We start from the raw sequence: 17,992 nt of genomic DNA on the forward strand, positions 1-17,992 counted from the left end.
CAGATAACATCCCAAATAAGTACCAAAAAGTTAAAAGATATATTTTTTGTTTTAAAGTGAATTCCTTAAACAAAAAAGACATTAGAATAGCAGCTGCAAAAACAGAGTTAATAATGTGTAAAGGGAGCGGTAAAAACAAAATGAAAATGTCTGTATAGAGTGAATGAATTACAGTGAAAATTGCTAACCTCTTAAACAATTTTGGAGGCTGCGGATTTAAAAATGAGAAGCAAAACAATAAGGTTATAAAAGTTTGTGGTTGTGCAAGTAAGAGATCAAGCTTTATGAAATCTATAAAATGATGCATGTCTTTAGTCTCGCTCCCATGGTGACAATTGAAGTACTTCATTTATAACATTAAATATAGGAAAAATGTACCTAAGATTTTGTGGTTAAAATTTAATGATTAGTCATTTTTATCCTAGTAATGAGTTTCACAGTGTGTTTACACAGGATACCTTTCATTTTTTTATAGTAGTAAAAGCTTAGAATTATCAAGAAAATGAAGCTTAAATGAATATTATTTATTCTTTTTTTTTGTTAATATAGAATTATATATACCTATCATCGGTCATTTGAGTCGGAGGCTCGTGAAAATGCAGTTTATACAATTTATCTCTGCTTCAATGTTTGAGTACATTACATTTTCAATTTTTGCCATGTTATTATTTCGATTTCCTGTTAAAGAGTACATAGCTAAATTTTGTTTATCATCGTTTATTCTTGCTCTTGTTTCTAACACTCTTCAAGTAGAATCTTTACAAAATATTTCGCCACTAATTAATGTGTTTTTATTGATTTTTCTGCTATCCATTATTCTTAGAATTAGATTATTCCATTCGATTATTATGGTAGTTATCTCCTATTTAACGTATACATTAGTGCAGTGGTTGCTGCTGACGATATTTATTAAGCTTGGTTTATATGAAGAAATAAAACCATATACATCTAGTGGATACGTTCTTCAAGCTGCATCCGGCATTTGCTTAGTTTTGATTTCCTTGTTTATCTATTTTACTAAAGGCGGGTTCAGTTATATTCAATCTAGTAGTCGCTTTTTTAAAGATGAGATAAAGGGAAATCGAATGTTCACCGTAACTTTAGTTCTCTCTTTGTTTGTCGTTTTCGTAGTGAACGGAATGTACATTGGTTCTGTAGGCTTACCCTATTATTTTTACACTATTTCTATTATAATATTGTTAATCCTTGTCATATTAATTTATTTTTCGGTCCGAAAGGATAATAAAAATGATAAATAAATTATCAATGGCAATTGCCAGCTATCTTAAAAAAGTCGATTCGGAAAACACACCAAGTATTGATGTCATGAAATATTCTCTTTATGTTATTTTACATAGTTTGTTTACAATAATATGTATTTTTATCGCCTCTTTGCTGCTTGGTGAAGTAGCGGCTACTTTAGCAGGATTAGTTTATTTTATTCTATTGAGAATTTTTGCTGGCGGATTTCATTTGCATTCTTCGACTTGGTGCACTGTTTTATCCATTTCATTAATTTGTTTGGCTCCATTCATTGAATTTTCTCAAACATGGATCTTAATTATTAATATAGTGGCAGTTGGAATACTGTTCTTTTATGCACCAAGGAACTTTAAAGGGTACGCAAGAATTCCAGAGAAGTACTATCCCATTCTCAAGATAGTTGCTGTCCTTATCGGTGGAAGTAATTTTTATTGGCAAGATCCAACATTAGCGGCAATTCTAGTTTTACAATCCATATTGCTCATACCTAAAGAGAAGGGAGGGGAAGGACGATGAAGAAAAAATTATTGGTCCCAATTGCAAAGCTCCTAGGTTTGTTTGCAGTTGTATTCGTTAGTACTGCTTGCCTGTGGATTATGCACCGTCCAGAAGTGCCAGAAGAATTAAGATAACAATAATCTGAGGTAGAAGGAGATGAAATCATGACACAACAAATCCGATTATTGGATCGTGATGGGAATCCATGTACTGTAAATATTGAGGATTTAATCACGATAAAACCGACGTCGGATGGTCCTGTGTTCTACACGAAGGACGGCATGTATTTCTATCCGACCACATTGGATGAATTGCTTATCTTGTTTAAGGAAATAGGGTTCGAGCGTCTAGATCGAACGAACTTGGTTAATTTGAACCACGTTAAGGCTTTTGATCCTAAAGCTCGAAAGGTTTACTTTGAACAACCATGGAGTAAAGACAGCAAGTTTGCTACCGTTTCGGAAGCGAATATGAATAAAGTGGAACATCTGGCTAAAGAAGAAAATGCGAAGTACAAAGCATTTCCAAGACCATCCTTGTTCTGGAAAAAGTGAATCATATAGGTATACGGAATCATGAGCCAAACCTCCAAGGTTTGGTTTTTTCATGCTATTAACATAGATGTAACCTATAAAGTTTATAAATTTTATATATTTAACTTATAAGTGCCGACGTGATATAACAAGGATAATAACAATACTAAGGGAGATGATCGTAAATGGTGGATGCTAATGGGAAACAGAAGGTACATTGGAATGCAGATGGTTATGATGAATCGATGAGCTTTGTATCTGAGTACGGTGAGGGTATCATGAAAATGCTTAATCCTCAAAGGGGAGAAGCGATAGTTGATTTCGGATGTGGAACAGGGGATTTGGCAGCGCAAATTGCCGCTGAGGGAGCGAAAGTGAATGGCATAGATATTTCCCCGGAAATGATCGAAAAAGCGCGAAATAAATATCCTCACCTCAGCTTTCATTGTACGGACGGAATGCGCTGGGTACCGGAGCAAACCTATGATGCAGTATTCAGTAATGCCGCATTACATTGGATGAAGGATGAAAAAGCAGCAGTCTCTAGCATGACTGCTGCACTCAGAAGCGGTGGGAGGTTAATTGCAGAGTTTGGAGGACATCGTAATATAGAAGCAATTATTAGCGCGGTTAAGGAGACATTAATCAATCACAACCGTGAGGATGCATTTTTGATGCCATGGTATTTTCCGACAATCGGACAATATTCTTCATTGCTTGAGCTATTTGGAATGGAAGTACGAAGTGCTCAGCTATTTGATCGACCGACTCGACTTGAGAATGGGGAGAAAGGAATGCAAGTTTGGTTAGAGATGTTCGGATCAGCAATGTTCCCACAAGCGACGGTGGCAGAATCAGAAGATTGGATCGCCGAGGCTGTTGAACGATTGAAGGAGAAACAATATGCGCAAGGGACATGGATTGCAGATTATCGGCGAATACGAATATCTGCGATTAAATTGTAAATGGCTTTAGCACAATGGGATATAAATAACACTTTTTAGATCATTGACTTAGTCCATCAATTCAGGGAGAATGGGAACATCTTAGCTTAGTTGGGACGGTATAACATCATGAAACTTCTTAAAAGCTGGTATGGAATTCTAATACTAGCACTACCATCTTTATTTGCATTTGCAACACAAACCTTAACGGGTACGATAAACCTAATCATGGTAGGCGATCTTGGCTTTATAGTCATTGCCGTGGTTGGGGTTTCGAACATAATTATGTACAATGTGTTTGCGATTTTCTCGGGCATAGGTCATTCCGTTAATTACTTGGTCGCTCAGAATTTTGGTAATAATGATATGAAAAAAGGGATGCAGAGAACCTATCTGGCGCTTTTCGTCAGCTTTGGAGTAGCCCTTCTCATTGCTTTAGCCGGATGGCTAGCTGCTGATAGCGTTCTGAGATTAACCGGGGGATCAGAGGAATTGCTATCTACCGGTAACGAGTATTTAGAGCTACGGTTCTATGCAATGGCATTCGGTATTATTAGCTTCGTGTTTCATGGCTTCTTCCGTGGAGTTGGAGACACCAAAACATCCATGATTGTTTCCATTTTTGCAAATGTGCTAATGATTGGATTAACTTATGGGCTTACTTACGGTCACTGGGGCTTGCCTCAAATGGGATTGATAGGCGCTGGTTATGCGTTGCTGATTGGTGAATCGCTTCAGCTTCTCGTCTGTTTGATCGTATTCTGGGGGCCGATGCATAAGCGTTATCATACGAGATCGTTGCCAAAGCCAGATTTGCAGGAGTTAAAGCTTATTACACGTGAGAGCGGGAAGCTTGGCTTACAGGAATTTTCTATGAGCATTTCTATGTACATTTTCACGATATTCGTCTTGAGGCTTGGTGATCTTGCAGCAGCGGCTAACGAGGTGGCTTTGAGCGTTATGTCATTTGGGTTTATGCCGGCATTTGCGTTCGGATCTACTGCAACGATCTTGGTCGGTCAAGAGATTGGTCAAAGAAGACCGAAGCTAGCGAAAGCAGCGGGTACGAACACGGCGATACTCGGAACTATTTTCCTGATTGCTTTAGGAACTGCTGAACTAATATGGGCTGTCCCAATTGCGAAAATGTATAGTGATGACCCGGGAGTATATGAATTGGCCGCTTATCTTATTCAGATTTCAGCTTATTTGCAGCTCTTTGACGGGTTCTACAATTTCTACGCAGGCGGGTTGAGGGGAATAGGGGATACAACTTTCTTGATGAGAGCCTCGTTCGTGTTAAGTATCTTTATGTTCATTCCTTTAACCTATTTGTTCGTTATGGTTTTCGAATGGGGCAGCATAGGGGCTTGGCTTGCGCTGTATTCCTTCTTAGTCGCACTGGGAGTGGCGGTTATGATTCGTTATTACCGAACAGATTTCAACTCCGTAAGATTGACAGAAGCGCACGGGTAAAAAATAAAAAAACAGCTGAGATAAAAAAACAGGCCGTTCTCCACTGGAGAGCGGCCTGTTTTGAAGACTGATAATTAACCGTTTACGATTTCGCCACCATTGACATGCAAAACCTGACCAGCCATATAGGAGGAGTCTTCACTAGCTAAGTATACATAAGCCGGGGCGAGCTCGTCTGGCTGACCTGCACGTTTCATTGGAGTATCCGCTCCAAACTTGGCTACCTTCTGCTCATCAAAAGTCGAAGGGATGAGTGGTGTCCAGATAGGCCCTGGTGCTACGGCGTTTACGCGAATACCTTGTCCAATAAGATTAAGAGCGAGTGAGCGAGTAAAAGCAACCTGCGCTCCTTTCGAAGAGGAATAGTCCAGCAGTGTTGGATTACCGCGATAGGCTGTTATCGAAGTCGTATTAATAATCGTTGAGCCGGCGGACAGATGAGGAATCGCTGCTTGAGATAGATAGAACATGCCGAATACATTGGTTCGAAATGTTCTTTCCAGTTGGTCAGGGGTAATTTGCTCAAGCTTGTCCTGTGGATGCTGTTCAGCTGCATTGTTAACTAGGATGTCTAGGCGCCCTAGTTCATTAACAGTCTGATCAACGGCTCTTGTACAAAATGCATTATCACCGATATCTCCTTTAATGAGCAGGCATCGCCGACCTTCGGCTTCAATTTGCCGTTTAGTTTCTTCTGCGTCGACATCTTCATTTAAATAAACAACGGCTACATTTGCGCCTTCTTTGGCATAGATGATGGAAACTGCACGTCCAATTCCGCTGTCTCCTCCGCTAACGAGTGCGACTTTACCCTGCAATTTACCTGAAGGGCGATATAAAGGAGACTCGGATTCAGGTCGGGGATTCATGCTTTGTTCTATACCGGGCTGTTGGTTCTGGTGCTGCGGAGGAAAAGATGTCGGACGCTGAGGCTCACTGTTAGTGTTGGCGAACTGATTTTTTTGAGCATTCGTCATTTTTAACACACTCCCTTCTATATATAGGTAGGTTAAACCAATCGTCCAATACTTACACATTTTGAATTGAAAAAAGCAATCCGTTTGGCGGACTGCTTTTTCTGGCTTATGATCTATGGGGGAAGTCTGGAATATCTTAAACTGAGGTGTCACTTATCAGTTCACGTGCAGTAAATGATTTCAATATTTTCCCCTGTAACACAAAATTAATTTGTTCTTGACCTTCAATGATTCGCGAATACGCTTTATCCCCTAACAGCAAGGTTTTTGCCCAACTTCTTAATAATCTGTCCCTTTGTATTTCATCTTTAGGAAGAAAGTCCTCCTGCAGTTGAATCCCAAACGTGAATTGATCTGAATTCTCCTCTGTTACACTTTCATAAAAAACTTCTTTACCTTCTTTGTCTGAATATCCCGCAAAATAATTCAATTCGCTTTGTTTTATAAGATTGTATCGGTCTACCTTAAAAAGTTCTTCAAAAAAAGCTAATGAGTAGAAATGAATGGAATAAATATCAGTATGCTGATGAGGGTAACTGCCTTTAAAAGATTCTTTAGTAGAACCGTCTTCAAGCGTCGTGAAGATAATCAATGCATGGTCCTCATAATTCTGATCAATGGAGGTAGAATTTTTAAATAGCGTTTCTTCAATAACTAAGTGCTGTTTGTCGACATACTTGGTTGTATAGGTACTGATAATTCTTGTTCCCGTTTCAGAAGGGAGTTCAATGATTAAGTCCAAATTGGCATTGGATGTAATATTAAAGGAATACCTCTCAATAACTTTCCCGCCTAAACGAATCGATTCACTTCTTAACCAATCGTCCACCTCTGTTAAGGGTTTAGTTACCTCATACTCGTACAGTATATAAGATGCATCGGCATCAGAATGATTAAGCTCCCTCAATGGTAGAGACCAGGACTGTAAGGCGTAATCTTTGAATGTTACATTTTCAACCTTAGTAGGAGTCGATGATGGAACTGGAGTTGTAGCGGGAGTAATTTGGGACGATGGTACATCGGGAGAAGCTGTATTACCCTTGCCAGCACAACCCGTTAAAGCTATCAATACTATTCCTATTAATGCTATTCTATTCATCTCAGTATTCCCCCTAATTTATTTCCATCATTGTCAAATATATATGATTACCCATTATTATACATTGAAAATAGAAAAAATGGCGGCCAATGTGGTCGCCATTGTTGAAAGGATATGAGTTAAACAACTTTCCAATGCCTTTATAGGTGAAACACTGCTAATAATCGGGTAATACTGTTGATAATGAACGATGAAAATTAGCAACGATCCGTTTGATCATGATACAATTAGTAAAAGTTCACACGCAAAATCAGAAGGAGGTCGAACATTGTGTCAAATCCAGATGAGAAGAAAATTCATACCTATCAAGATTGGCTGACATGGGACGGAACGTGGGAGTTAATTAACGGCAAAGCCTATACTATGTCTCCAGCTCCGACCTCATTGCATCAATTTATTGTAGGAGAGCTTCATTTCGCCCTACGGAATTTCTTCCAGAATCGGAGCTGCTATGTGTTCGTTTCTCCATTTGATGTGTTCTTCAGTGAGAGTGAAGATTATCAGTCACTTGATCACGTAACGCAGCCCGATCTCTCAGTCGTTTGCTCGAAGGAACAAATATCCAAGAATGGCTGTTATGGTTCACCGACCATAATCATCGAAGTGCTGTCACCATCCACTGCATTGAAGGACTTTAATGAGAAGTTCAACTTATATCAAAAGCATGGGGTACAGGAATATTGGATTGTCGATCCTGGGAATCGAACGGTTCATGTATATGCTCTGCAGGATGGCAGTTACCAAGTGCGTCATTTATATACGGAGCAGGAAACGGTCCAATCCATCGTCTTTAAAGATTTACAAGTGCCTATGAACACGCTATTCAGTCTATAATAACAAATACAATAAGCCGGCGAGATACACTCTCGACCGGTTATTTTTTGTTCCCCGAGAACAAAGCACCCTTACGAAACGAAGCCCAGCCTTCGTTCATGACTGCGATAAGGTGCACATAGTTTGAAAAGAGTAGCATATGTTCTTTCTCAACTTGTTCATTTTGATGACGCAGCAAAATGTATTGAAAAGGTAGCGGAGATTTATATTACAAGGTTGGGGAACCTGAGAGAGGCTTACATGTGTTATGCGCTCGCAAAAGATTATTACGGTGATGCGGGATGTTGGGCTTTCATTTCAAAAGGAAATGAATACAAAGCGAAGTTTCAATAATGTAAACACAAAAGGACATTCCGAGTAATGGTCGGATTGCCCTTTTGTGTTTTGAATTAGTATCACACACTCTTCCGACTAGTCTTCTTGCCATCACAGCTGAATAGTATTTTTTTATCGTCAGAGATTGTCTCTAAGTGAACCTGTTTGCCCCATAGCTGAACCAGATAAGGGAGAGTGCGCTCAATATACTTGAGATCCAGCTCAGTTCCTTCAAACCTGTGGGTAATGTAAAGCTCACCGTTGCGCTGGAAGTCCCCATCGGTCACCTCTAAGTAGGGGTAACCACCGTTAACCCGAGAGTAAACAAGCTGATCGCGTATCGTTTCCCACGTTTTATCGGTAATTTTCCACTCCTGCCCCTTCTTCTCGAAAATATAGAGATCCAGCTCCTCCGTTAGCTCCTTGGTCAAGTAATTACGCAGGAAGGAGGGATCTGAATCAACCTCCCGAACCTCGAAAATCTTTTCTTGCCCGAATCTCTTCTCAATGTCCTCGAAGATCTTTAATCCGAGATAATAAGGATTTAAAGAGTGACGTGACGGTTGAACAACCGCGGAATTAAGCTTGGCATATTCGATAGTCTCTTCACTCGTAAGCGGAAGCTCACGCATGATTTTCTGGTGCCAGTAGGAAGCCCAGCCTTCGTTGCGCTGAGGTGCTTAATCTAAAAGAAGGAAACAGAGGTTTTTGTGTCGAATAATGTAAAAATATACAGGGTGAGGGGGAGAAGCGCAAATGAGCGTTAATTTTAGCAAAGGATCTGAGTGGAGAAGATGGGACCTTCACGTACATACCCCAGAGTCCTATCAACAGAAATTCGGTGAAAACTGGGAAATTTACGTTGATGCTCTAAAGGACAAAGCTGTGTTACACGATGTAGAAGTAGTTGGCATTACTGATTATTTTTCTGTCGATGGTTATGACAAACTAAAAAGAGAATTTGCAAATGGTGAAACTTATTTGTCATTGTCAAACGGAAAAAAATTGTTCTTGATGCCCTGCATTGAATTAAGAATTGATGCGTTTGACACACGTGAGAATTCAATCAATTTGCATTTGGTATTTAACCCCAAACTAGAAGCGATAACAATAAAAAGTGCACTCCTCGATAATTTGAATGTAAAGTACCAAGATAATACTTTGAAGTGTAAACATGAAGATCTAATAAAGATTGGTTATGCTGAAGCCCATGGAGGTTCATTTCAGATTAATTTGGATTTAACACAAATTGATTTGACTGACCAAAAAAAATATAAAAAAGTGGCACTTGATATGATTACTATCTCTATGGAAAATTTAAAGGAAATTATGTCTAATAGTGGAATATCGAGAGATGATTACGTTATTTTAGTTGCGTATAAAGGACATGGTTCTTTAAGCAATATGCCATGGAGTGATCAGAATAATTTCACGGGTCGGTTAGGTAACATCAAACAGACCCTGTTAAACCAAGCAGATATGTGTTTTACTCATAACTCAGCAGATATAAATTTTCTTTTAGGTAAATCAACACATGCGCCTGTAGAAATGTTTCATAGACGGTTCCGATCATTAAAACCTAGTATTTGGGGTTCAGATGCTCATGATTTAAATAATCTATTTCATCCTTCAAATGGAGCTAGTCAACACTATACTTGGATTAAAGCTGATCCTACATTCGAAGGCTTGAAACAAATTGTTAATGAACCCGAAGAAAGAGTATTTATCGGTATCAAACCACCAAAGTTAAAAAACGTTCTTGACAAAAGGACAAAATATCTACGATCTATAGAGATTAGAAAAAAACCTGGTTCTATGCTAGTCGAAACTTGGTTTGATAATGAACTTCAACTTAATCCAGGATTAGTAGCTGTAATTGGCAATAAAGGCAGTGGGAAAAGCGCCTTGGCTGACATACTCGGCTTATTGGGTGACACCTCTCATAGTTCATCCTTTTCTTTTTTGACGGAAAGTAGATTTAAGCAGAAAAAGGATAATAAAGCAATTAATTATGAAGGAACATTGATTTGGGAAGATGATACAAATATTAAGAAAAGTTTGAACGATTCAATTAATTCAACTTCTGTTGAACGGATTAGATATATACCTCAAAATTATTTTGAAATAATTTGTAATGAAATGGCTAGTGGAGAAAAGAGTGTGTTTGACTCCGAATTAAAAAAGGTGATTTTTCAATATGTTTCAGAAATTGATAAATTAAATAAAGAATCATTGGACGGCCTAATCACGTATAAGACAATTGAACTAAGAGAGTCTGTTCAACTTCTAAAAGTTGAGATTGGTAAGTTGAACTCTGAGGTTGTTGATCTAGAGAATAGGGCATCGACCAAGTTTATTTCTAGTTTACAAAGTCAACTAAAAATCAAGCAAAGTGAATTAGTTTCCCATGAAACAGCAATTCCTAAAGAGGTCATCAAACCAAATATTGATCCAATAATTGAAAGCTCAATATTAGCTAAGCAAAGTGAATTAAAGGAAATTGACAATTCAATAAATGTTTTAAGGACTTCTTTGTCAACAAATGAATTAGCTATCGCAAGTAGTGATAAACTATTGAATAAAGTTACAAATATTCAAACGAGACTAGAAAGTTTCAAAAAAGAATGTCAAGAAGAAATGGATATTTTGGGAATTCAATTTGAGGATGTTTTTAATTTTGTAATACAAGAAGAACCCATTAGTACAAAGAAAGCAGCGTTAATGCAAATAAAGCAACAAATTATGGAGAAGTTAGACCCTGAGATTGAGACATCATTGCTGAAACAAAAAAATACAATTGAAAATGAAATTTCTATTTTCCAAGATCAATTGGATGCACCAAATAGGGATTATCAACTGTATTTAAATGACTTGAATAAATGGATTGAGGCTAAACAAGCCATTACTGGTGAAATCGATGTTCTAGGATCATTAAAATATTTAGAAGCAAAATTGGAGGAAATCAATTTAATTCCAGCAACATTACAACATCTAAGCCAAAATCGAAATGAATCATTGAAGAAAGTTTACACTAAGATCAAGGAAGAGGTTCTTTTGTATCAGAATTTATACGGACCTATTCAAGATATTATCCAGACCAACGTAATACTTAAAGAATCACTAAAATTAAGATTTGAAGTTAGTGTTACAATAAGTAATTCTTTCCAAGATAACTTTTTAAAGCGATTAAATAGACGAGCAAAAGGGTCATTTAATGGAGTTAACGAAGGAGATCAAGTGTTAAGAAATTTAATTGATCGCTTCGAATACAACACTGAAGAAGGTGTTCTTGGATTAATTAATGAATTAATCAGTCACCTTCAATTTGATAGACGTTTTGACGACCCTCCAAAAATGGAGATAGAAGAGCAGTTACGCCAAGGTGAATCCGTACAAGAATTGTACGATTTTATTTTTTCGCTTTCATATCTTGAGCCCAAATATTTATTGAAATTAAATGACAAGGAGCTATCTGAATTATCGCCAGGGGAAAGAGGAATAATCCTGTTAATTTTTTATCTATTATTGGACAAAGATGATATTCCACTTGTCATTGATCAGCCAGAGGATAATCTTGATAATCAGACTGTGTATAATCTCTTGGTACCATGTATTCGTGAGGCTAAAAACTCCAGACAAATTTTCATTGTTACTCATAATCCTAATTTAGCAGTTGTTTGTGATGCCGAGCAGGTTATTTATGCCTCAATAGATAAAACGAATGGAAATCAAATGATATACGAATCTGGTTCGATTGAAAACCCCAACATCAACAGACGACTTGTAGATGTATTAGAGGGTACTAGACCTGCATTTAATAATAGAGATGCCAAATATTTACCGGATATAGTCACAATCTGAATTACAAACATCCCTCAGTTAGAATTGCTGAGGGATGTTTGTAATATATAAATTCGTTAACGGTTGAAAAAGTGTTTCTTTGTCACAAAGAATTACCGGAATCTGGTTAGATGCTATAAATATTTTGATTTTTTGCTTACCATGCTGATTGTCATATAGACATTCTTCATTATGGCAAATAATAAAATCACAATCGTGAGCAACGGTCCATTTCATTAAGTCTAATAACCGTCTACGGGTAACGAATAAGTCATTCAATAATAAGTAGTTTTTAGTATCAACGAATTTTTTGAGTATTTTTGAATTATAACTAGTAGCGAGATTTGTTGCCTTTTGAATTTGCTGTTCAAGCGTAATATTTTCATTATTTTGAATGCCATAAAATACTCCCTTTTTACTTGATCCTAAGATCATATCTAAATGCATATTCTCATCCTCCCTGCTTCTTAAGAACATGTCTATGATTAGATACTATCAACTAGACATTAAGCTTACCTTTTTAACACTCCAACGACCGAGATAGTCTAGTAGATTGCTAAGAAAGAAGTTTGTTTTGTACATTTTTAGATTCGCCAGTCTTTCTCTTCTCATAGATCCACCCAGGTTTCTTTCCATTCATCTAAGCTCAAGATGGGATCTATTAAATCACTTTTTACCATCATCCAGTTATCGATTGGAGTTATCGAGTTTCTAGAGCCTGCGGGCTTGCGATGATGAGTAATGTAGTAAATAAAGGGAATTGAACAAATAAGGGATCGTATCATTATTGGGAGCTCTAAAACAATAATGTAAACACAAAAGGACATTCCGAGTAATGGTCGAATTGCCCTTTTGTGTTTTGAATTAGTATCACACACTCTTCCGACTTGTCTTCTTGCCATCACAGCTGAATAGTATTTTTTTATCGTCAGAGATTGTCTCTAAGTGAACCTGTTTGCCCCATAGCTGAACCAAGTAAGGGAGAGTGCGCTCAATATACTTGAGATCAAGCTCAGTACCTTCAAACCTGTGGGTAATGTAAAGCTCACCGTTGCGCTGGAAGTCCCCATCGGTCACCTCTAAGTAGGGATATCCGCCATTAACCCGAGAGTAAACAAGCTGATCGCGTATCGTTTCCCACGTTTTATCGGTAATTTTCCACTCCTGCCCCTTCTTTTCGAAAATATACAGATCCAGCTCCTCCGTTAGCTCCTTGGTCAAGTAATTGCGCAGGAAGGAGGGATCAGATTCAACCTCCCGAACCTCGAAAATCTTTTCTTGCCCAAATCTCTTCTCAATGTCCTCGAAGATCTTTAGTCCGAGATAATAAGGATTTAAGGAGTGACGCGACGGTTGAACAACCGCGGAATTGAGCTTGGCATACTCGATAGTCTCTTCGCTCGTAAGCGGCAGCTCGCGCATGATTTTCTGGTGCCAGTAGGAAGCCCAGCCTTCGTTCATGATTTTAGTCTCAATCTGTGGCCAGAAATAAAGCATTTCCTCGCGTAGAATACTCATAATGTCACGTTGCCAATCCTCCATAGCGGGAGAAAACTCTTGAATGAACCAGACGATGTCTTTCTCCGGATTCAGTGGGAATTTGCGAGCTTCGGCTACTTCGTCAGCGTTATTTTTGGTAGGATTAGTGGTCTCAAAGCTCTCCAGATCCCAGAGATCTTCATAAGGGGAAGCAGGTCGGCTGTTGCCTTTGTCCTTCGATTTATCGCGCCTTAGCTGGAGCTCCATATAATGCTTTTTGTCGAGACCATAGGGCTTAAAGAGACTAGGATCAACATGCTCCTGAATGGCCATGACCGCATCAAGGAAACGCTCCACCTGAGCGGTACCATGTTCAACCTCATACTGGCTGATTCTTTCGGCTGCTGCTGACATGCTTTCCACCATATTACGATTAGATATAGAGAAACGAGCGTTGTTCTTGAAAAAATCGCAATGAGCAAGCACGTGAGCGACGATGAGCTTATTTTGCACCAACGAATTACCGTCAAGCAGGAAGGCATAGCAGGGGTTTGAGTTAATGACGAGCTCATATATTTTGCTGAGACCAAGATCGTATTGCATTTTCATCTTATTGAAGGTTTTTCCGAAGCTCCAATGGCTGAAGCGTGTCGGCATCCCATATGCACCGAAAGTATAAATAATGTCCGATGGGCAAATTTCATAACGCATGGGGTAGAAGTCCAGTCCGAATTGTTCGGCAATTAACGTAATATCTGAAATGGCGACTTCTAAATCCCGTTGTTCCTCATCACGTGGCATATCAAGCTGAGCCCCCTATTATAAACAAAGATTCCACCACATTATGTATATGAGGGAACTAGCGGGAGTGTGATGATAATTTAATTATCTGTAATTTAATGCATCCAGTAAAGGGACTTATGAGGGGTTGAAATGTTGAGAAGGAGAGGAGTAGGAAACTTTAAGCCTATGGGAAAGGTCTAAACCGGAAGCAAGAGATTATCTACTAGCTAGTATGGCTTTTGATCGTCATCATTTATTTTTTATGTATGATTTCAGACAACAGAACGGCAAATTCCTCTTCGTTGTCACTGTAGGTTGAGATGGCTTCCTGCCGGTCCTTTTCCGCTTGGGAAAGCTGATAGATGACGTCGGCATCATTGAAAATAAAAGTGGTAAGTAATAAACGACCTAGATTTTCAATTTTCATATTTCATTACACCTCGTAATCCTTCAAGTGTGTGAATTTCCATTGTACATTTGACATGTGAGATACGTTAGGATTTGTAGCTTAGCATATTGATCGGGATAAATTTTACGAACTTCTCCAAATAAATAGCTATTTCTAGTTTACCAGAATATAAGTTTCAACAGTAATGATACTCCCTAGTCTGTAGAAGAATAATCCACAAACTAGGCACGATGAAACCGAAAAAATTTAGTAGATGTTACAGCAAGATTTCGGGAGGGGCAGCCTTATAATTACATCTTTATCTTGTCGAACATCTTCCCGACTCAGTGCCGACTTGTTACAGACTAAAGACTTATTATGTTATAATTCAAAGGTAAAGGAGAGTGAAGATCATGCAATTTAGTCTAAAAGGTCCTGATGGAACGGTCATTGTGTCTTATCGTAAAGACCGCAAAGAATTCATTCGTATAGCAGGCAGCGAATATGAAGTTTATAATCCTGTTTTTGATCTGGATTCAGACCCCGAAATTAGACAGATGATCGAAGCTTCTGAGAAAGACATTAAGCAAGGAAAAGTATATTCTACAGATGAGATGGTTGAAGCGATAAAGCGTGGTGAGTTGTAATTGATCGTTCAATGGACCGAAACAGCAAGACTTCGATTCCAACAAATTAAGAGCGATCATTACACACAACAAGAAACGATTGAATATAAGATCAATCTAATTCGTCGGGTGGAAGAAAAAGTAGTCAGTATGGGAACAATAATGCCATCGCGTGAATATCGCAATACCTATTATTGCTTAGTCGATCGTTATGTCGTGTCCTATAAAGCGTTGGATCAGGGCGAGCGATATTTGATTACTTCTTTCAAACACGGAGCAATGAAACGCAATCTTAAATATTAATTGGAAGCCGCTTCAAATACATGAGTCGTTTTTTTTATGCACTAAAAACAACAGCCACATGGAGAGTAACAACTCCACGTGGCTGTTGTTTTATTAGTAAAAGAGGAATGGTGCTTCTTCAAATACAGGTTTCGCACATATTTATTTGATAACAATAGGTTATTGAGTTAGGGTTTCTGAGAGCTCTTTTTTCTGTGATATAATAATGAAATCAAACTGGTTTTTCGTGTAGGGAAAGGAAGAGAGTGTGTTGAGTAGCAATCAAACACCTCGTGACGAGGAAGAAAAGCGGCTGCTTACCGTGCTTGAGCAGGTAAGTCGGCGGATGCGCAAGGAAATGGCATTACTCGGAGATCGGCGCGGAGATGTAGTCGGAATCCGCCAAGAATTCTGGGATGATGTGAGGATGAACTTCTCGGACTCCACTGAGGTCGGGGAGACATGGAGTAGTATCGTACAGCAGGCTGAACTGCTTGCAGAACGTGAACGTAGCCATAGGGTTGCGTCGGAAGCTGTTGAACGACTAACTAAACAGTTTGACTCCCCGTACTTTGCCCGGATTGATTTCGCAGAGACAGGTATGGAGTCAGAAATTATATATATTGGTCGTGCTTCTCTCGTTGGAGAGGATGGCGAAACCTTCTACGTATACGATTGGCGTGCCCCTGTATCTAGTTTGTTCTATGATCAGGAGCCGGGACCTGCTGCTTACCGCGTTCCAGATGGGAAAATGGAAGGCGAGCTACAGCTAAAGCGTCAGTTCGTCATTCGCGGTGGACAATTAAAGCTTATGTTCGATACTTCTGAGACTGTAGGGGACGAAATCCTACAGGCCGTATTATCCGAAGGCTCGGATACCTCGATGAAAAGCATTGTTGCAACGATACAGAAGGAGCAAAACTGGATCATCCGAGACGAGAAGCATAAGCTGCTCGTAGTGCAGGGAGCGGCAGGAAGCGGGAAAACGTCAGCAGCACTGCAGCGGATTGCTTATTTGCTATACCGTTATCGGGAGACGTTAGGCCCTGATCAGATTATTCTTTTCTCCCCAAATCCTGTGTTCAAGGGATATATATCCAACGTATTGCCTGATCTAGGCGAAGCGAATATGCGGCAAATGACTTTCCGTGAGCTGATCGAAGCTCGCTTGGGCCGCAGATTCGAGGTAGAGGATTTATTCTCGCAGACAGAGGCATTGGCTGCTGCTGATGGGACCGCAGAGGGAGAAGCTCGGGAGAGTTCTGTTAGGTACAAGGGCTCCGAGCATTTCTTTATTACGGTTGAAAATTATTTGAAACGACTTGAGCTGGACGGAGCGCGGTTTCGTCCTTTACGATTCCGCAGCATGACGATTGTCTCCGCGGAGGAGATGTCACAGCAATTTTACGGCATTCGTGCAGCTGATGGTTTTGGCAATCGGGCTGCGGGATTACGAAGATGGCTTCTAGAACGTTTAAGAACCTGGATTGACTCTCAGATGAATGAGCCTTGGTTGGAGGAGGCTGCTGAGCTTGTAGATAGTGAGGATATCCAGCGAGCTTATGTTGATGTGAGACGGAGTGGCGGCTTCCATGAAGAGGTGTTCGATGATGAGGAGCAAATGAGCATTAGGCTAAGGCGAAGAGTTGCAGAGGAAACTTTGGCTCCGCTTATTAAAGCGGTTCGAAGCTACCGCTTTCTGGATGCTGTAGCCACTTATCGTGAATTGTTCGAGAGCCGGACACTGTTCACAGCTTGCTCTCCTGATGGTAAGCTGCCAACGGGATGGGAATGGATGCTGCAACGAGTAGAAGAGACAATGGGGCGCAAGGTAATCGATCATGAGGATGCTACACCGCTCATGTATGTCTCGGAAGCATTAGAAGGCTTCCGCCGAGTAGAAGGCGATATTCAGCATGTATTCGTCGATGAAGCGCAGGATTATTCGCCATTCCAAGCTGCCTATCTGCGTCGGCGTTATCCGCGGGCCCGAATGACCGTGCTTGGGGATTTCAACCAAGCGATTTACATTCAGTCCCAGGCAAATGGCGGATTCGGCGGATGGACCCGGCTAATGGCACCAGAAGCGACCTCTGTTCTACGCTTGACGACAAGCTACCGTTCGACTGAGCCTATCGTTGAGTATACGAAGGGCATATTGGCAGCAGAGGATGCGGTTGGCATCATTCCTTTCCACAGGAAAGGAGAAGCACCACGTGTAATAGCATGCAAGGATAACGGGCAGCTCAGTGAGCAAATTGCAGCAAGCATTAACGAATTGCTGGCACAAGGGTACGGAACAATTGGGGTCATTTCCAAGACAGCGTACGAATCCGGTAACGCCTCAGCCTTACTGAAGGAGCTGCTGCCGGATGATGTTCCAGTTACTCTTGTAACTGGTGGCTCTGCTGAATTGCCGAAGGGTGTGTCAGTGCTACCGTCTTACTTGGCCAAAGGGATCGAGTTCGACGCCGTACTCGTATGGGATGCTTCCGAAGTGCGTTATGGCAAAGAGAAGGATCGTAAGCTTCTTTACACCGTATGCACTCGCGCCTTGCACATTCTGTACATTTTTCACACAGGGACTGTTTCTCCGTGGCTTCCGAAGCCATAATGTTGCGAGCCAATGGCTCTATTTTACCAGTAGAGAATTGC

17 protein-coding genes and 1 pseudogene are annotated in these 17,992 nt (G+C 39.9%); 12 read left to right on the top strand and 6 right to left on the bottom strand.

What is annotated here, in order from left to right; all coding sequences use genetic code 11:
• The first annotated feature begins 596 nt into the window (after positions 1–596).
• The 6 genes from KCTCHS21_RS31100 to KCTCHS21_RS08190 all read left to right on the top strand — a co-directional run bounded on the left by KCTCHS21_RS31100 (position 597) and on the right by KCTCHS21_RS08190 (position 4,714).
• On the top strand, positions 597–1,259 hold the full coding sequence (locus KCTCHS21_RS31100; RefSeq protein ID WP_130606648.1) for a hypothetical protein: 663 nt from the start codon (positions 597–599) through the stop codon (positions 1,257–1,259).
• Positions 1,249–1,779, top strand: coding sequence for an accessory gene regulator ArgB-like protein (locus tag KCTCHS21_RS08170; protein ID WP_130606649.1), 531 nt, complete (start codon positions 1,249–1,251; stop codon positions 1,777–1,779). Before KCTCHS21_RS31100 ends, KCTCHS21_RS08170 begins: the two co-directional genes overlap by 11 nt.
• Positions 1,776–1,895, top strand: coding sequence for a cyclic lactone autoinducer peptide (locus tag KCTCHS21_RS08175; protein WP_130606650.1), 120 nt, complete (start codon positions 1,776–1,778; stop codon positions 1,893–1,895). Before KCTCHS21_RS08170 ends, KCTCHS21_RS08175 begins: the two co-directional genes overlap by 4 nt.
• 30 nt (positions 1,896–1,925) lie before the next feature.
• Positions 1,926–2,315, top strand: coding sequence for a LytTR family transcriptional regulator DNA-binding domain-containing protein (locus tag KCTCHS21_RS08180; protein ID WP_130606651.1), 390 nt, complete (start codon positions 1,926–1,928; stop codon positions 2,313–2,315).
• Positions 2,316–2,479: 164 nt separating this feature from the next.
• A complete protein-coding gene (locus KCTCHS21_RS08185; RefSeq protein WP_130606652.1) occupies positions 2,480–3,259 on the top strand; it encodes a class I SAM-dependent methyltransferase in 780 nt (259 codons plus the stop codon).
• A 108-nt stretch (positions 3,260–3,367) separates the two neighbouring features.
• Complete coding sequence (locus KCTCHS21_RS08190) at positions 3,368–4,714, top strand: MATE family efflux transporter (RefSeq protein ID WP_130606653.1); 1,347 nt, start codon at positions 3,368–3,370, stop codon at positions 4,712–4,714.
• 74 nt (positions 4,715–4,788) lie between these two features.
• On the opposite strand, the gene KCTCHS21_RS08195 is transcribed toward KCTCHS21_RS08190, so the two are convergent.
• Together KCTCHS21_RS08195 and KCTCHS21_RS08200 are read right to left on the bottom strand one after the other, a co-directional pair.
• The gene (locus KCTCHS21_RS08195) at positions 4,789–5,691 is read right to left on the bottom strand and encodes an SDR family oxidoreductase (RefSeq protein WP_130606655.1); all 903 of its coding nucleotides are present in this window, start codon (positions 5,689–5,691) and stop codon (positions 4,789–4,791) included.
• Between the two features lie 136 nt (positions 5,692–5,827).
• A complete protein-coding gene (locus KCTCHS21_RS08200) occupies positions 5,828–6,790 on the bottom strand; it encodes a hypothetical protein (RefSeq protein ID WP_130606657.1) in 963 nt (320 codons plus the stop codon).
• A 270-nt stretch (positions 6,791–7,060) separates the two neighbouring features.
• Here KCTCHS21_RS08200 and KCTCHS21_RS08205 point away from each other — a divergent pair, with 270 nt between their 5' ends.
• Both KCTCHS21_RS08205 and KCTCHS21_RS08210 read left to right on the top strand, forming a co-directional pair.
• A complete protein-coding gene (locus KCTCHS21_RS08205) occupies positions 7,061–7,624 on the top strand; it encodes a Uma2 family endonuclease (RefSeq protein ID WP_179952666.1) in 564 nt (187 codons plus the stop codon).
• Between the two features lie 123 nt (positions 7,625–7,747).
• The gene (locus KCTCHS21_RS08210; RefSeq protein ID WP_130606661.1) at positions 7,748–7,957 is read left to right on the top strand and encodes a hypothetical protein; all 210 of its coding nucleotides are present in this window, start codon (positions 7,748–7,750) and stop codon (positions 7,955–7,957) included.
• Positions 7,958–8,019: 62 nt separating this feature from the next.
• Here the strand turns inward: KCTCHS21_RS08210 and KCTCHS21_RS08215 are convergent.
• Positions 8,020–8,607, bottom strand: a pseudogene (locus KCTCHS21_RS08215) (SpoVR family protein); the annotation flags it as partial.
• 88 nt (positions 8,608–8,695) lie between these two features.
• Between KCTCHS21_RS08215 and KCTCHS21_RS08220 the strand changes: the two are divergent.
• Entirely contained in the window at positions 8,696–11,800 is a 3,105-nt protein-coding gene (locus KCTCHS21_RS08220; protein ID WP_130606663.1) for a TrlF family AAA-like ATPase, read from the top strand.
• A gap of 18 nt (positions 11,801–11,818) precedes the next feature.
• Here the strand turns inward: KCTCHS21_RS08220 and KCTCHS21_RS08225 are convergent, their stop codons facing one another.
• The 3 genes from KCTCHS21_RS08225 to KCTCHS21_RS30850 all read right to left on the bottom strand — a co-directional run bounded on the left by KCTCHS21_RS08225 (position 11,819) and on the right by KCTCHS21_RS30850 (position 14,468).
• Positions 11,819–12,226: a hypothetical protein gene (locus KCTCHS21_RS08225; protein WP_130606665.1), complete on the bottom strand. Its 408-nt coding sequence runs from the start codon at positions 12,224–12,226 to the stop codon at positions 11,819–11,821.
• A 423-nt stretch (positions 12,227–12,649) separates the two neighbouring features.
• Entirely contained in the window at positions 12,650–14,059 is a 1,410-nt protein-coding gene (locus KCTCHS21_RS08230) for a SpoVR family protein (protein WP_130606667.1), read from the bottom strand.
• Positions 14,060–14,294: 235 nt separating this feature from the next.
• Positions 14,295–14,468 (bottom strand): hypothetical protein, encoded by a 174-nt coding sequence (locus KCTCHS21_RS30850; RefSeq protein WP_157993988.1) that lies wholly within the window; start codon positions 14,466–14,468, stop codon positions 14,295–14,297.
• 374 nt (positions 14,469–14,842) lie between these two features.
• On the opposite strand from KCTCHS21_RS30850, the gene KCTCHS21_RS08235 reads away from it, so the two are divergent.
• From KCTCHS21_RS08235 to helD, 3 genes are all read left to right on the top strand, one after another.
• A complete protein-coding gene (locus KCTCHS21_RS08235; protein ID WP_130606669.1) occupies positions 14,843–15,076 on the top strand; it encodes a hypothetical protein in 234 nt (77 codons plus the stop codon).
• A complete protein-coding gene (locus KCTCHS21_RS08240; protein WP_130606671.1) occupies positions 15,077–15,358 on the top strand; it encodes a hypothetical protein in 282 nt (93 codons plus the stop codon).
• A gap of 250 nt (positions 15,359–15,608) precedes the next feature.
• Entirely contained in the window at positions 15,609–17,951 is a 2,343-nt protein-coding gene (helD, locus tag KCTCHS21_RS08245) for an RNA polymerase recycling motor HelD (protein WP_130606673.1), read from the top strand.
• The last annotated feature ends 41 nt before the right edge of the window (positions 17,952–17,992 follow it).

Source organism: Cohnella abietis, assembly GCF_004295585.1.
Lineage (GTDB): Bacteria > Bacillota > Bacilli > Paenibacillales > Paenibacillaceae > Cohnella > Cohnella abietis.